The following is a 16792-nucleotide window of genomic DNA, read 5'->3' on the forward strand; positions in this document are numbered from 1 at the left end:
TCGTTGTTTATATTGTTAAAATGCTAATTTTAGACCGAATAAAACTGTTTTTACCGCGTAGGTCATATTGTACGAGTTCTGCAGGGCAGTCTCAGGATCTGGCCCCTTGTAATCTGTAAAAGTGAATGGGTTTTGAACATCAAGAGACATTCTTAATTTTGACATTTTTAACCTATCGACTAAATTTTGAGGAAATTGGTACGCTAAACCAATATTCCCGACTCGTACAAATGATAGATCTTCATACGTCCAACCTGAATTTCCATAATCTGGGATTGGGTAGGAACCATTAGGATTATTGGGTGTCCAGTAATCCAAGTCCAAGCTATTGAAAACCGCCCCATCTCCAGAAGTAGAGAAGTTCTGATAAAACTCTGAATGCCCATAAGCACCTTGTCTTGTATATACCTGCACATTCATCTCCAAATTCTTGTAATTGAATGTGTTTGTCATACCTCCTATCCAATCCGGTGAATTTTGACCCAAAATTACCTTGTCATCTTGATCGATTGTACCATCATTATTTTGGTCTACAAACTTATATTGACCGGGTAAATTTCCATAAGAGGCAGCTTCAGCCGCTTCATCAACTTGCCAAATGCCAGCAACTTCCGTATTCCAAATAGCATCAACAGGAGAACCTATTTTCAAAACTCCGTGGTCTCCAAAAGGAATTTCATCTAAATCACCATCTATTTCTACTATTTCATTGGTGTTCTTGGTATAGTTGATGCTTGTTCGCCATGAAAAATTATCCGTTCGCACATTAACCGTATTTAGTGTAAGCTCTACCCCACTGTTTCTAACCGATCCAAAATTACCTAGAGCTGAATCATAGCCTGTAATATTGGAAAGTGTTCTTGCCAGAATACTACCCTCTGTTTCTTTATTGTAGTATTCAAAACCTACACCAATTCTATTATTGATTATGGAAAGGTCTACTCCTAGGTTATATTCTTTTGAAACCTCCCAGGTTAAATTTTCATTTGGCAGTCCTGCTACTATTTTACCCACAGTGGCATTGTCCCCAAAAAGATAATTTGATGATGATAAAAAGGCAAGCGAGCTATACGCACCTACTGTACTATCGTTACCTGCCTCACCATAACTTACCCTGAACTTTAAATTGTTCAGCCAATCTGCGTTTTGCAGAAAATTTTCTTCACTAGCTCTCCATGCAAAAGCTGCGGATGGAAAGAAGTTCCATTTATTTCCTTCAGATAATTTTGATGAACCGTCATATCTTCCCGTAAAAGTGAAAAGGTATCGGTCTTTAATGGAATAGTTTAAACGACCGGCGAATGACGACAAAGTTTCTTTTTGATAGAAGCTGCCAAAATCCCGTATATCCGTTCCACCTTCCGTATTATAGAAAAGATAGGCATCCGTGTCAAAATTCCTGACTTGTATATCGCTGCCTTCGTTGTTGTTATAATATAATGAGGTAATAAGTGTCGTCTTCAAATTATGGTCCGGCGCAAGGTCAAAATCAAAGTCTAAAATATTATCCCACGTGTAAGAGGTGTTAAAATCTGACTGATAATGAGATTGAATCCGACTAGGATCATTACGCGATGACTTTGTCAAAAGACCTCTAAACTCACCAAAGCGTTGTGAAGTAATGTTAGGCGCGAACTGTGTTTTAAAATTCAACCATTCCGTTGGTTTATAATTTAAGAACACGTTTGCGATAACATCTAAAGTTTTTGTATTTAATCGCCAGGCCCCTTCTGCATCATAAATAGGATGTACAAAACGTAAATCTTGGTCGTCCGGAAATAAAATTGGCTCTCCATCAGCATCGAACGGGTTTACCGTAGGTGCTAAACGGAGTGTACTTCTAAACAGTTCCCTACTACCTTCTTCACGTTCGGCAAATGCCAAATACGCTTTTACACCAACAGTAAATTTATCGGATACTTTCTTTGATACAGATGCACTTATATTATAACGCTCGTATCCTTCAATCCCCATAACTCCTTCGTCATTAAGATATCCCAAGGAAGCATTGTAAACAAGTCCGTTACTACCACCCGACATCCCCAAGGTGTGGCTTGTCTGAATTCCTGCTTTTTGATAAAGCCCCATCCAATCCGTATATCTTCCATTGGCAACATTAGAAGCTTCCTCATTTGAACTTTGAAATTCGGTAGACCTATCAATCGAAATATTATTATAATCGGCCACAGAACCGGTGCCTCCCCAAGCTCTTGCCCTTAAAACGTCATCTACAAATTGAACATATTCTGGACCATCGAACAAATCAGGAACATTCGTTGCCGTTCGCAGACCAAAAGAAGAATCGTAAGTAAAAACAGTTTTTCCTTCTATACCATTCTTGGTTGTAATAATAACCACCCCATTTGCACCCCTTGATCCGTAGATTGCCGTTGCGGATGCATCTTTAAGGATATCCATCTGTTCAATATCGGCAGGATTCAGAACATTAATATCATCAAAGAAAATACCATCCACTACATACAAAGGTTTTGAAAGGTCGTCGGCCACATTATCACTTACCCCATCTCTGCTCGCATTAGTATTTGTAATAACCGTATTACCTCTAATTTTTATTGATAATGGAGCTCCAGGTTTTGAACTCAATGCCCTAACGTCAACACCTGCTACCCTACCTTGTATAGCCTGACCAATATCAGTTTTCTTTTGTTCGGTCAAAGTCTCTGTATCTAACGATGCCACCGCACCGGTCAAATCACTCTTTTTTACAGAGCCATAACCAATAACAACCACTTCTTCAAGACCTGTTGAAGATTCTACAAGTTGAATGGTATAACTACCAGACCCATCTAATTTCACTGATTTGCTCTCAAAACCAATGTAAGAAACATCTAGTGTGGCGTTACTGTTTTCAACTTCAAGAGAAAAGTTACCATCAAAATCGGTTACCACTCCATTTGTTGTTCCTTTAACCACGACATTAGCGCCAGGTAGTGGCACGCTTTGCGCGTCTAATACAATTCCACTAACCGTAGTCTGCGCCCAAGACATGGCAGAGACTCCAATCAGAAGAATCAGTAATAAGAGTTTATTTTTTTTCATAATAGTTTAGTTAGTTTTAATTATTCCTCTCAAACTTAGTTTTCGTTGGCAAATATGGAATGGACATATTTTTCAAAAACATGGACAAATCTCACAAAAGCCCGTTATGAAAGGGATAGAAGACACCACTAAAATGTATTAAAAAATAAACATCAGGCAAAATTGACCGGAAATTAATGTCATATTCACATTTGAGTGGACAAAAAATGAAAGACCCTAAAAGTTGATGATTTTTAAAACCCTAAACTTAAAAACGAGATTCGCCCTAATTGGAGAGGAGCGATTAAATCAAAAAAACCTCCAAGATTCATGAGAATCTTGGAGGTTTTTAATTTGAAAAACAGCTGTTGCAATTCAGCTCACCGGAGAGAACTGAACTTATAAAATTTCTTTACTACAGTTTTCTTAACCAGATATTTCTAAACTGGGTTTTATTACCGTGATCTTGCAATGAAATAACATCATCACCATGCGCAGATGGGTAATTGTGTAAACCTATATAGTATGTAATTCCGTTGATAACCGTATTGTTCTGCACCAAAACACCATTGTGAAGTACAGTAATTTCCGCTTTTGAATCTAATCTACCATCTTCTTTAAACCTTGGCGCTCTATAGATTACATCATACGTATTCCACTCCAACGGCCCTCGCATAGCGTTTACCAAAGGTGCATGGTCCTTATAAATACTACCCGCTTGTCCGTTACGGTAGGTTCTGTTATTATACGAATCCAAAATCTGAAGTTCATATCTGTTCTGCAAGAACAAACCACTATTACCTCTTCCTTGGCTTTCTCCTTCCACTTTGTCAGGTGCACTAAATTCTATATGCAGTTGGCAATCCCCAAATTTCATTTTAGTGCTAATACCACCTGTTCCCGGTACTACTTCAAAATGGTCATTGTCCACAATTTTCCATGGAGCTGGTTTTGTATTGTCTTTTTGGCTTACCCATTGATCAAGGCTACTTCCATCAAACAGAATAATAGCATCAGAAGGAGCATCTCCCAAAGTTTTTGCCGGAGTAACAACAGGAACTTCAGGTTCCCAAATTTCGGTCATTTGGGGCTTCATTGGCATTGGAGAAACTTCGGGGGGTGTACTTGAGTGCTTTTGAGCAGATACGTTACATGCAAATGCTGCGGCTACCAAAAAAAGAAAAGAGTGTTTTGAGTTCATAATAATAATTACATTTTGTTTTTGGTTCAGTTTAAGTTTGAAAAATTAAATATAGCTATAAGTTCTTGAAATGGATTTTTATCGACAGAAAAAAGTCTGGGACAAATGCAAACCTATTAAGCTTGTGATATGATCTGAACCATTTTTTGTGCACGTTCCTTAACTTCTTCTTCTGACCAGCTTAATTTAATAAGACATGAAATAGTGCGGCCTACCCACTTGTCCGAAGCTGAAAAATCAGACTTAGAATAGTCTGGTAGTTGCTTGTAGACTTCTTGTGGTAATTTCCCCAAAGAACGTTTTTCAATTAGGTGTTGCCATTCCCGGTAATAATGCCAATTGTTGTCATACCAATAAAAACAGGCATCTACACCTGCCTTGCCCAAAGCAGTATGGGTTTGTTTTGCTGTATTTGTATCAGGAAGAAAGAAAGTTAAAAAAGCGTAACTCTCTTCCCCTCCTTCTGGTACTTTTCTGAATTCTACGTTCGGTAAGTCTTGTAACGCTCCTCGTAATATGGTGTAGTTTTTTTTCTGAATCGCTAGAAATTCGTCCAATCTTTCCATCTGGGCCAAACCAACCGCTGCATGCAATTCCGATATTCTATAATTGTATCCTAAAAAAGGATGTGTCTCCGCTCCCCTATCCTTTCCTACATGATCATGTCCGTGATCCGAATAATGGTCGGCATTGGTTTTATAAGCATCATTATTTGTGACAACAGCTCCTCCTTCCCCACAAGTTACCGTCTTTACATAATCAAAAGAAAAACAACCTAAATCTCCATAACTACCTAAAGGTTTATTTTCAAAAGTACCGCCAATTGCCTGACAGGCATCCTCCAACAACAACAAATCATGTGTATCACAAATGGCTTTCAAAGCCTTTAAGTCTGCCATTGAACCGCACATGTGTACAGGCATGACCACTTTTGTTCTGTCCGTGATAGCCTCTTCTACCGCTTGTGGACTTAACGCTAAAGTAGCATCAACATCAACCAAAATAGGAACTGCTCCAATAGCCAAAATAGATTCAAAACTGGCTACAAAAGTAAATGTGGGCATAATCACTTCATCACCTGCACCAACACCTGCACTTGCTAACGCTACCGTTAAAGCAGCTGTGCCGCTACTCACCAATTGAGTATGTTTCACCTGCATTTTCTCTGAGAGTGCTTTTTCAAGTTCAAGGGCTTTCCAGTGGCCATTCCGCATTCCATCAAAACCGTAACGCATCAGTACTCCTGAGTCTAATACATCATTAACTTGTTGGCGCTCCTTGTCTCCGAATAATTCAAATCCTGGCATATGTTGTTCTGGGTGTTAGGTGTTAGGTGTTAGGTGTTAGGTGTTAGGTGTTAGGTGTTAGGTGAAAAAACTTCAATTTATCTCAATGATGCTTTCTTCTATGTTTTTACGGACTTTTTTAAATCCTGAAAACATATCGTCATCAGCGCGGTAGCCCACCGGAAGTACCAAAACAGAGGTTAATCCCTTTTCCTTCAAATTCAATATATCATCATAGGATGAAGGAACAAAACCTTCCATTGGGCATGAATCTATTTTTTCCAAGGCGCAAATAGTGAGCAAATTACCCAGTGCCAAATATGCTTGGTTTTTGGACCATTGCTCAATCTCATGTATTTCTTTTTTGGAAAAATCGGCCATGAGAGCATTTTTAAACGGGTCCAAAATATCTTGGCTCGTACCTCTTACCTTTTTAACTTGTTCAAAATACCGATTGATATAGGATTCATTAATTTCGTTCTGAATACAAATTACCAATACATGGGAAGCCTGAACTACTTGTTGTTGTTTATACGAGTGTTCAACAAGTTGATTCTGTATCTTTTTGTTATGAATCACTGCCAAAGTTATTGGCTGCAGACCGTAAGAAGTGGCGGTGAGATTGAAGGCCTGTTTTAAACGTTCAATTTTTTCTTCGGGAAGTATTTTTTCCGAATTAAACTTCTTTACGGCATAACGCCATTCTAAATCTTTAATAGAATCCAAACTCACTTATTTATATTTCCCTTTTGGAAATGATGATTAGCTTTATAAATCAGATATTACTATTATTCCCCATCTGATTTCTATTTTCAGTTTATCTAGCTATAGCTTTGACAACCTTGTGCAAAAATAGGGTATTTATAAAACCTAGTTTGCTTAACTTTAATATCATTCTGCAGTATTGAACAAAATAAAGTGGAATTAGCTTAATTATACCCGTAATTTTTCAGATTATGTAATTGTAGATTTATCTGGTCATAAAGCAGCTATAGCTAACATAAAACCAAAAGAATTCCATTTATTTGCAAATCCTGCTAACTATATAAATCAACAAAAACTACTGTAAATCATGTCATCAGAAAAACAGCCCAAAGAAAAAGCTAGACTACATGCTAGAAATAAAAACCGGGAGCGATATGATTTAGAGGCCCTAAAAGTTTCCAATCCTGAATTAAAAGAATTTATAAAACCTAATAAATTTGGAGTTGAATCCATTGATTTCTCTAACCCTAATGCGGTTAGACTTTTAAATAAAGCATTGCTAAATCATTATTACGGGATAAAGAACTGGGATTTCCCTAAAGAAAATCTATGCCCACCCATACCGGGGCGAGCAGATTATATTCATCATATAGCCGATTTGTTAGGCAGCACTAATTCCGGAAATATACCTACGGGTGATAGCGTATCTTGTTTTGACGTAGGTGTAGGTGCTAGTTGTATTTACCCAATTATTGGCGTCACGGAATATGGTTGGCAATTTTTTGGTTCTGATATTAATCCGAAATCAATTGAATCCGCTAAGCAAATTGTCAATTCTAATCCAACGCTTAAAGGTAAAGTGGAGTGTAGATTACAAAAAAGTTCGAGAGATATTTTTAAAGGTGTATTATCTCATGAGCAAAAAATTGATATTGTGATCAGTAATCCTCCATTTCATTCTTCTTTGGAGGAGGCACAAAAAGGAACCCGAAGAAAAATAAAGAACTTATCCGGAAAAAAAGTAAAAACACCTGAACTCAACTTTTCTGGAGTATCCAATGAGCTTATTTATGAAGGCGGAGAATCTAGGTTTATTGAAAATATGATTTGGGAAAGTAGAAAGTTTGCCAAAAACTGTTATATATTTTCAACCTTAGTTTCAAAAGAATCCAATCTTAAAAAGATTTACAAATTATTAGATAAAGTTGAGGCCACTCAAACCAAAACAATTCCTATGGGTACGGGCAATAAGTCTAGCCGTATAGTAGCTTGGTCCTTCTTTTCCAAAGAAGAACAAAAAGAATGGATTGCCGCCAGATATTAATTCCAGGACTAATATTACTTTTTAATATTTTCAACTATTTAATTCTTTTTTGAATAAATTCATGATATTTTAACTACATTACCAATGTATTATATTAAATAATGCACCGCAAACTGTTTTATTTATGAAACAGGATTTTTACCATCCCTTTAATTCACGACTATTACAACTCATTTTCATCAAGCAAAGAGCTACATTACATAAGTATCTCACTATGAATAATTAAGGAATCCTATTATGTAGAAGCAATATTGATTTCAGTTTTCTGTTTAATACATAACCAACCCACAAAAAAAATCAATGATATCTTTCTCCGTAAGTGAAATTAATAACATCTTAAAAGGTGAATTAATAGGTAACACCAGTCAAATAATTAAAGGGCCCGAAGAATTAAAAAAGGCAAATGACAATCAGATTTCTTTCATTGGAAGTCCTAAATACTCAAAACTTTGGTCGGATTCAAAAGCCTGCGCTGCTCTTATATGTCCTAAAAATACAATAGAGCCTGGTGATAACCGTGCTTTTATACGGGTAAAAAATGTGGATTTGGCCATGGCCGAAATTCTTTCACTTTTTAAGCCGTCTACACCCGTCTTTGATGTTGATATTCACCCTACTGCCGTTGTTCACGAAACTGCAAAAATTGGAGAAGGCTGTAAAATTGGTGCCAATTGTTATGTGGGCAAAAATGTTGAATTAGGTAAAGGAGTAATACTCTATCCTAATGTCTGTATTTTTGATGAAACCACTATTGGTGAAGCTACTGTGGTCTGGTCCGGAACTATGATACGCGAACGCTGTGTTATTGGTCACCATTGTATTTTTCATGCTAATGTAAGTATTGGTGCAGATGGGTTTGGATATCGCCCCAGTGAAGATGGCCGCCAACTGGTTAAAATTCCTCAAATTGGAAATGTAGTTATTGGCAATTATGTAGAAATTGGTGCCAACTCTTGCGTAGACAGAGCCAAGTTTAGCTCCACTATTCTTGGGGATGGCTGTAAAATAGATAATTTGGTACAAATAGCCCATAATAGTATTTTGGGCCGTTCATGTATTATGGCAGGCCACAGTGGTCTAGCAGGTTCTGTTACTTTGGGTGACGGGGTCATGATTGGAGGTAGTGCCTCAATAAAGGACCATACCACCATACATTCCGGAGCTACAGTTTGTGCCGGGTCTGGAGTTATGAATGACGTGGAGGCCGGTAAGACCGTTCTTGGTTACCCTGCACAAGAAGCCAGAGACATGCTTAAAGAATGGGCATCGGTCAGGAGACTGGTGAAAAAATAAGAATTATTTCAACTTATAAACAAAAAAAAGCTTTACAATATGTAAAGCTTTTTCTTTAAAGGTTGGAGGCCCTCCTATTGAACCTCCGGGGAAAAGCAACTATTTCTTAGTTGTTTTATACCAGTGCATTGGAATACTCCAATTCTTGCAACTTTCTTAATGCTTCCGATTTGGAATTAACATCTAGTTTTAGATAGATATTCTGCACGTGAAAATTAATGGCACTGGCCGTTACAAATAATTTCTCGGCAATGGTCTTATATGTAGCTCCTTGGCACAAATAGTCAATTACCTGGTTTTCTCTCTCTGAGAAAAATTCATTTGATTTCCGCTGAAACTTTGAAATAATCTGACTTATTATATCATTACTCATTGTTGCGCCTTCTGACTTGATCGAATCAAGTGCATTATAAAGGGCGCGTTCAGTCACCGGTTTGGATAGGTAGCCATTCGCGGTATTTTTGAACGCTTTTTTGACCAAGTCAAAATTGTTCTGTGCGCTGAGCATGATAATCTTTACTTTCGGGTCTTTCTTTCTAAAAAGACGAATGCCTTCTATGCCGTTTATTTCTGGCAAAGAAACTTCCGAAAAAATAATGTCTGGAGAAACGTCATCATATTCCGCCAGGGCATCTTTTACCGAAGCATAAATTCCTTTTAAGGAATACTCCGAATACGAGTTAAAATAAGTCTCATAAGATTCATGCGATGTTACATCATTATCGATCACGATAATTTTTAAAATGTTTGATTCCATGGTAGTGGGATTTTTTGGCGTCCTATTGAAAATCAACAGAACACAAGGTTAATTTTGGGTTTACTATTAATAGATAATCGCCCGGTAAAGCGACATTTTATTCAAATTTGAACGTAAGAGGGCTCTTTCCCATTGATCGGTAAATCAAGAGATTTTAGTATCCATTTTTTTAGTGCTTGGAAATAAGGCCTATGGTTAAGACAGTATTCTGCCAGGCCTTAGTTAAAAACTAAAACAGATATAAACGCTATACGCTGGGTGAATCCTTAAATTTTATTGCTGTAGGTAAGGCACTAAAACTTAAAATGATTGCTTTGAAAATTTATCTCTATCAGAGACAGAGATGTTGCACTTTTATGAAGTGATCAAGTGTGCGTTTCTTGTGGTAATCTTGTAGGTACTGTTGCATGGTTTGTGCGATTTGGGGATTAATAAATAGGTTACTTTTGGTATGATTATAATCAAACTTAAGCATTATTTGTATCCACCCCACTGTAGTATCGCCCATTTTCGTTAAACGACAGTCAAAGTCCCTGCTATGCTGCATTATATCGGCATTTTCATACCAATTATCGATGCCTTGAAATCAAAAATTTAGTTAAAAAGGATGTGAAAATTGTAAAAATAGTGGTGAAAAACAAAAAAACAGCGGGGCCTCCCCCGCTGTTTATAGCCTAATTTTCTACCAAAAAATCAGGTCCCACTAACCATAAGTTAATATCTTTTAGTCTTCATATATATTATTCACTACAGCAGAATGATCATCTACTTGCATAATCCATTTTTCGTCGTTGTATTTTCCGTTCAGATTAGAAACATAGGCCATTTTGGCATCTTCCTTAAAATTATAATCTGCTAAGTATACATAATGTAAACCGTTCTCTTTGTTATAAAACTGTCTTGCATCAAGACCTTGTTCTTTTAGAGTCTCCATAAAGGCATTCAAATATTTTTTGTTTGAATACACATTGGCAATTACATAATAACCGGATTTTACACCAACGATATCTGATTGATTTAATATTTTAATCGGAAGCTTTACATAATCCTTTATGTCCTTTGCATTTGTATTTTCTTCAACAATGGACTTTGATTCTGTTTCCGCAACAACTTCTACTGTTTTCTCTTTTACTGTTTCTTGCTTAGAAAGTCCGGACATTTGGGTATCGTTTACCGCTAAGAAATCTTGTACATCATTAAACCTTTCTTCATTATCCAACACCTTAGGAGTTTCCTTAACTGTAATATTAGAGGCCAAAGCTGTATACTCAGGTGGTACAGGAACAACTTCCTCTTCCTCAACTTCAGGATTTAAGTTCTCTTTGATTTCCTTTTTAAGAACATCTACTAGAGACTTTAAACGTGCTTCAAAAGCAGCATCTCTGGCGGCATCTATAGAATCCTGTCTTATGATCATCTCATCTAAAATCAACCTATTTTCATAAGCCATACCATTCATATCTTCTTCTATTTCCGTAGAAATTGAGTTGGCAAAGCCTCTGTTCGCAATAGGAGCATTGCTTCTTTCCATGTTCTTTTTGTTCTCTGCCGTCAGTCTTAAAATTTGCTCCTCATAATTTCTTACAATACGATCTACTTTGGCATCTTCCGAACTATCTGCATACGCATCCATACTAGAGCCATGGTTATCAAAAGTATAGGCTAAAGACACTTCATGGTTCCATCCTAGATCAGCATCATCCGTCATTAAATCCTTTTCTAACAAATATCCTAAGGACATACGCTTGCTTAAATTAAAACCAAGTCCTAAAGAAAGACCATAATCATCGTCAAAATTTGTCTGAAACCACCCTAAATTAGGCAAGTCCAATAATACTGATCCTACGTAACCTAATCCACCCTCTTTGTTCTTACCAACTTGTACCATTGGCATTAAACGTGCATTGGCAAAAATACCTCTGTTAGTCAAAAACTGGTGTGTATACTGTACTGAGGCTTTTACGCTCTTTGTACTTAGGTTCGTTAAAAATTCATTGGTTGTTTGGTTATATTTAAAAAGCTCGGTAGCGTAAAGTCCAAAATCAAACCCGCCTAAAGACAAGGTTACTCCTGGCTGAACCGCAACTTTACTTTCTTTTTTGGCATCCGAAATCTTGGTATCCGTTTCAGCTACCACTATTCTATTTTGGTCTAGCCCTTCTGTATAATAAGTAATGTTCGTACCAAAGGTTAGTTTACTTTCGTCTCCTAATTGTACAGCCGTTGCGTAATTGGCATTAAAACCAAATTCTTGTACAACGCCGGACCATTGGCTATAAACACTGATACCTAGTGCAGATTTATCGTTAAGCTTATTGCTGAAGCCCAAGAAGTAGTTTTGGTTGTTATCTTCAAACGTAGCATACTGGTTTCTGTGAAGAATGTTAATGTATGATTTGTTCTCTCTAACCAACGAAAAGGTAGGGTTGATCAAAAATCTGTTAAAGAACAATTGATTGTGATAGGTGCTCTTTGAGTTTATCTCGGTTACTGCTGCTGCTTCTTGTCCGTAGTTAGACTGCGTACCAAAGATGGTACATAACAAAAGGAGCAGGAAAATTGTGTTGATATTATTTTTTATGTAGCTCATGGTAGTGATATTATGGGATTATTGAAAACTGTTGGTAATAAGGTGTGTTCTATTGAATTAGAAGCTTGGAACTCTTGTGGTAGATGTCCGGTTTTCTTAGAACATTTAGATTACCTAAAAGTGGGATATAAACCGGCGACGGTAATCGCCGGTATTAGCTTATCCCCCATTTTATTAATCTTCTTCAAATGAATTAGATGTGTATCTTGCTTCTGAATTAGCATTAAAAGCTTCTAGCGCTCTATATTGGCTTTCGTCTTCTTTTGCTCGTTTGTTGGCATAAGTGAAAGCAACCTTTTGGATTTTAGTTTTGTTGTTTCCACGGTTAGACATTACATAACCTTTGCCATTGTTTGAAGTGAATGAGATAGCAAAATCATCTTCTCCACTATTGATCGGACTGCCAAGATTAACTGCCAGGTCTACGTGTTTCTGACCTACTTGAGTCATATAAACATCTAAGCCTCCTTGACCTTTTCTACCTTCTGAAGCAAAGAACAAAGTATTTGTTCCTACCACATTAGGGTACATATCATCTTTCTTGGTGTTTACCTTTTGACCCAGGTTTTTAGAGACACCCATGCTTCCGTCTTTTCCAATGGCAGATACATATATATCATACTCTCCAAAAGTACCCGGCATATTAGAGGCGAAAAACAGACGTTTTCCATCAGAAGAAATTGAAGGGTGCATTGCAGACGCATGCTTAGGTGCAACCGCTACTTCTTTTACATTCTTCCACTCACCTCTTACCTTTTCGGCTTTAAAGATTTTATGTATTTCTTCACTCTTAGAAAAAACACCGTATAAAGGTTTAACTTCTACTACTTTACTAAAATAGGCTGTTTTCCCATCCGGTGTTACCGCTACTGGCATTTTATAACCGTTGTGATCTTCATTTTCTTCACCCAATAAAGCTCTAAGCTCATTTTGGACGATTGTTTGGTCATCTACAATAAACTGACCATCTTTTCTTTGAAAATCCAACTCTCTATACCTCTCCGTTAAAGGCTGATCTAAAATATTTTTTGAATTTTGTTTCTTCACTTTATAATCAGACTCAATTTGAGCGACCCAATCATTACTATCGGACCTGGTAGCTGATCCCATATTTTGATTTTTGGCCATAGCGTAGTCATAACGCTTCTGATAATTATTGCTCAAGCCTGCAGACTTATTAACTTCTTTTAACTTATCATACCAAAACAAGGCGGTATCATAGTTTTTGTTCAAGAAGTTGGCATTACCTAAGTCTTCAAAAATTTCTCTGTCTTTGTACCCTTGCTTTTTAAGGTACTGGTAGTTTTCCATTCGTTTATTCGTTGCTTGGTAAATTTCCGTAACACGGTCATTACCCGAATATTGAGCAGTCATTGAACTGCAACAACACGAAAAAACGCAGGCAAAAAGCACATTGTAGGTTAGCGCATTTTTCATAATAAATTCGATTAGGGGTTAATATCTTCGACAAAGTTCAGAAAAACTCTTACATCTACACTTAGCAATAATTCATAGGTTTTTACCTAAATCCTGTTTTTTTATGTTAAAATCATCGGTGAAATGCATTTTTATAGGTTCAGACGCCAAAAAAACCGATGAAACTACTTTTTCTTTACTAGTAATTCTTACCTGTTTTAAATATTTCATTGATTAATAAAAACCTAGTAATCAAACGGTTTTTGCAAAAAAGTAAGAAATTTATTTAATAGCATAGTGTATCATAGCATATTTTGTTGTATATTCGTACATGAATAGATAGATAGCATTTAGAGTATAGCGTTACCTTTATCTTACTATGGCAAAAGAAAGTGTAAAGGATCGAATAATCTCTGCGGCATCCGAACTGTTTTATATGGACGGGTATAACCAAACGGGGATTAATAAAATATTAGAAGTTGCTCATGTTTCAAAAGATAGCATGTATCGGCATTTTAGGTCCAAAGAAGCTATTGCCGTTGCTTACATAGAGAAGAGACATTGGTTATTTATGCAGGCCTTAGAGGAATTTGTGGTCAATGAAAAGGATGGGAATGATAAAGTGCTCGCAGTATTCGACTGTCTCAAATATTATATAGAAAAGTTTGAGTTTAGAGGCTGCGGATTTCAAAATATTATTACGGACTTGCCTAAGGGACAAGATTCTATCGCAGAAGCCGTACGAATACATATAAATGATTTTCATTTATATATATATAATGAACTTAAAAAGAATGCTATAGGCGATAAGAAATCAAAAGAGCTAAGTGCTGAAATATTCGTACTGTTAGAAGGAGCCTTAATATTATCACAAATTCAAAAGAGTGCTACACCAATAACTGTAGGAAAGAGAGCATGTAGAAAAATTTTAAACGTGTAATTTTTTTTAAACAACCAAACAGACTGGTCTGTTCGTCAAACTAACTAACAAACTATGAAACCGACACCATTCCACCCCTTTTCCATGGAAACGGCTAAACAAAAGATTAAACAAGCAGAAGACGCTTGGAATACTAAATGTCCTACAAATGTTTTGTCCCATTTTTCAATACACAGCAAATGGCATAAAGGACCGCTTTTAATAAAAGGTCACGAGGCTATCGAAGTTTATTTAAAGGATAAATGGAAAAATGAAGATTGCTTTTTGCTTAAACTAGAATATTGGGCTCATACAGATATGAGCATTGCAGTGCAGTTAGCCTATGAATTTAGAGATGAAGACCAATTATGGTATCGTGCGTTCGGAAATGAAATTTGGGAATTTGATAAAACTGGGCTTATACACAACCGTTTTATTAGGGTTAACGACTTTCCTATAGAAGAGGAAGAAAGACAGTTACACCTAGAACACGTATCTTTTTCCTAACGCCCCGGTAAGCTAAACCATATTACATCACCCAAACTTTTATTGTTAGAACTGTGGTTAAGCAATTCTTGTACCATGAAAAGAAAATTGTCATCAACCGTATTTACGCTCAAAACAGCAAAACAGATGATTCAGCGTATAGAAAATGCTTGGAATAGTAAAGACTTTACCAAGGTTTACAATTTTTTTGCTTCAAACAGTGAATGGTACAACGGTCCTAAATTTATCTGTGGAGGGCCCAGCGTTCAAACCTTTTTAAAAAGTAAAGGGGAGAAAGAACTGGAACGTAAGCTTAAACTGGAATATTGGGCGCATACGGACCATAGTATTGCCGTTAGATTTGAATATGAATACCACACAATTGACGGGCAATGGCACCGAGCCTACGGAAACGAGACTTGGGAATTTTCCGATGATGGTCTTATAGAGAAATTATTTGTTAGAATTGTAGTCACTCCTATATGTAAGAGTAAAAGAGAATTATGCTAAAAATATAATTACCTCATTATAGGTATAAAGCGCACTAAAAATTTAATTGAACTCTTTATTATTATTCTTAACCGCTATACTCGGGCAGTTAAGCTTATTACCTCTACGGTTTGCTTTATGGCGTAGTTATCCACCTAGGGATTAACACCATTTTAACGCCATTCAAGTCGGTTTAGGTCTCTAAGTACGACTAAGAAAACGTAAAAAAGGATTTGTTTTCTATTTTTTTTTACGAAACCTAAAAACAAATATTTATAGACATTACACTATGAAGAAAATCGCAATTAACGGAATGGGCCGAATTGGCCGAACAGCATTAAAAGTCATCCTTGAAACTCCTGAACTAGAAGTTGTAGCTGTCAATGATATCGCTACTATAGAAAATATAGCTTATTTATTAGAGTACGACAGTGTTCATGGTAAATTTGAGAAATCTGTAGATTTTGAAGAGGGTAAACTTATTGTAGACGGAAAAGACATTCGCTTTTATAACGAAAGAAACCCTGAAGACCTTCCTTGGAAAGAATTAGAAATTGATGTAGTTATAGAAAGTACCGGTATTTTCACCCAGTACAATGATGCTGATAGACATATTCAAGCAGGGGCCAAAACTGTAGTTTTATCGGGCCCTTCTAAAAGTCCCGAAGTACCCACTGTTGTTCATGGTGTAAATTCTGAAGATGGTAAAACCAGCATTTTCTCATGTGCAAGTTGTACCACAAATAATATTAGTCCGGTTATAGAGATCATCGGTAGACGCATCGGAATCAAAAAAGCGATAATGACCACTATTCATGCCGATACAAGCTCTAACGCTATGGTAGATTCACCTAACAAAGGTAGTTTTAGAATGGGGCGTTCAGGTATCAACAATTTGATTCCTACTACAACCGGTGCCGCTAAAGCAACTACAAAAGCATTACCGGAATATGCCGGTAAATTTGATGGAATGGCAGTTCGTGTTCCAGTGGCTGTTGGTTCTGTTTCCGATATCACCATCGTAACCGAAAAAACGGTTACTGCGGAAGAAGTGAATAAAATTTTAGAAGAAGAAGCCCAGACGGACCGTTATAAAAAAGTGTTACAGACCACATACGCACCGCTAGTTTCCAGCGATATTATAAAAAGCCCTTACGGGTCTATTGCCGACCTATCTTTAACGAAAGTTGTAGATGGCGATTTACTTAAAGTATTGGCCTGGTATGATAATGAATGGGGGTTCACCAATCAAATGATCCGTCAGATACTAAGTTTATAAATCGGTCT

13 protein-coding genes are annotated in these 16792 nt (G+C 36.8%); 6 read left to right on the top strand and 7 right to left on the bottom strand.

The features are described 5' to 3' along the window. Positions 1 to 15 precede the first annotated feature (15 nt). From P0077_RS20155 to P0077_RS20170, 4 genes are all read right to left on the bottom strand, one after another. Entirely contained in the window at positions 16 to 3060 is a 3045-nt protein-coding gene (locus tag P0077_RS20155; RefSeq protein WP_276166994.1) for a SusC/RagA family TonB-linked outer membrane protein, read from the bottom strand. Between the two features lie 394 nt (positions 3061 to 3454). Continuing rightward, the gene (locus P0077_RS20160) at positions 3455 to 4240 is read right to left on the bottom strand and encodes a 3-keto-disaccharide hydrolase (RefSeq protein WP_276166995.1); all 786 of its coding nucleotides are present in this window, start codon (positions 4238 to 4240) and stop codon (positions 3455 to 3457) included. A 116-nt stretch (positions 4241 to 4356) separates the two neighbouring features. After that, the gene (locus tag P0077_RS20165) at positions 4357 to 5547 is read right to left on the bottom strand and encodes a DegT/DnrJ/EryC1/StrS family aminotransferase (protein WP_276166996.1); all 1191 of its coding nucleotides are present in this window, start codon (positions 5545 to 5547) and stop codon (positions 4357 to 4359) included. A gap of 72 nt (positions 5548 to 5619) precedes the next feature. Beyond that, positions 5620 to 6252 carry a nitroreductase family protein gene (locus P0077_RS20170; protein WP_276166997.1) on the bottom strand — a complete coding sequence of 211 codons (633 nt, stop codon included), beginning with the start codon at positions 6250 to 6252 and terminating at the stop codon, positions 5620 to 5622. Between the two features lie 346 nt (positions 6253 to 6598). Between P0077_RS20170 and rlmF the strand changes: the two genes are divergently transcribed. Then, positions 6599 to 7555: a 23S rRNA (adenine(1618)-N(6))-methyltransferase RlmF gene (gene rlmF, locus P0077_RS20175; RefSeq protein ID WP_276166998.1), complete on the top strand. Its 957-nt coding sequence runs from the start codon at positions 6599 to 6601 to the stop codon at positions 7553 to 7555. Positions 7556 to 7855: 300 nt separating this feature from the next. After that, on the top strand, positions 7856 to 8848 hold the full coding sequence (lpxD, locus tag P0077_RS20180; protein ID WP_276166999.1) for a UDP-3-O-(3-hydroxymyristoyl)glucosamine N-acyltransferase: 993 nt from the start codon (positions 7856 to 7858) through the stop codon (positions 8846 to 8848). A gap of 115 nt (positions 8849 to 8963) precedes the next feature. Here the strand turns inward: lpxD and P0077_RS20185 are convergent, their stop codons facing one another. The 3 genes from P0077_RS20185 to P0077_RS20195 all read right to left on the bottom strand — a co-directional run bounded on the left by P0077_RS20185 (position 8964) and on the right by P0077_RS20195 (position 13632). Further along, positions 8964 to 9605, bottom strand: a complete 642-nt coding sequence (locus P0077_RS20185) for a response regulator transcription factor (protein ID WP_276167000.1) — start codon at positions 9603 to 9605, stop codon at positions 8964 to 8966. A gap of 724 nt (positions 9606 to 10329) precedes the next feature. Continuing rightward, a complete protein-coding gene (locus P0077_RS20190) occupies positions 10330 to 12195 on the bottom strand; it encodes a PorP/SprF family type IX secretion system membrane protein (RefSeq protein ID WP_276167001.1) in 1866 nt (621 codons plus the stop codon). Positions 12196 to 12369: 174 nt separating this feature from the next. Beyond that, positions 12370 to 13632: a cell envelope biogenesis protein OmpA gene (locus tag P0077_RS20195; protein WP_276167002.1), complete on the bottom strand. Its 1263-nt coding sequence runs from the start codon at positions 13630 to 13632 to the stop codon at positions 12370 to 12372. A gap of 358 nt (positions 13633 to 13990) precedes the next feature. Here P0077_RS20195 and P0077_RS20200 point away from each other — a divergent pair, with 358 nt between their 5' ends. The 4 genes from P0077_RS20200 (at position 13991) to gap (ending at position 16784) form a co-directional block, all read left to right on the top strand. After that, positions 13991 to 14551 (top strand): TetR/AcrR family transcriptional regulator, encoded by a 561-nt coding sequence (locus P0077_RS20200; protein WP_276167003.1) that lies wholly within the window; start codon positions 13991 to 13993, stop codon positions 14549 to 14551. A 54-nt stretch (positions 14552 to 14605) separates the two neighbouring features. Next, on the top strand, positions 14606 to 15037 hold the full coding sequence (locus P0077_RS20205) for a DUF1348 family protein (protein ID WP_276167004.1): 432 nt from the start codon (positions 14606 to 14608) through the stop codon (positions 15035 to 15037). 75 nt (positions 15038 to 15112) lie between these two features. Next, positions 15113 to 15526, top strand: coding sequence for a DUF1348 family protein (locus P0077_RS20210; protein WP_276167005.1), 414 nt, complete (start codon positions 15113 to 15115; stop codon positions 15524 to 15526). Between the two features lie 268 nt (positions 15527 to 15794). After that, positions 15795 to 16784, top strand: a complete 990-nt coding sequence (gene gap / locus P0077_RS20215) for a type I glyceraldehyde-3-phosphate dehydrogenase (RefSeq protein WP_276167006.1) — start codon at positions 15795 to 15797, stop codon at positions 16782 to 16784. Positions 16785 to 16792: the final 8 nt, after the last annotated feature.

It is taken from the genome of Zobellia alginiliquefaciens (genome assembly GCF_029323795.1).
GTDB classification, from domain to species: Bacteria; Bacteroidota; Bacteroidia; order Flavobacteriales; family Flavobacteriaceae; genus Zobellia; species Zobellia alginiliquefaciens.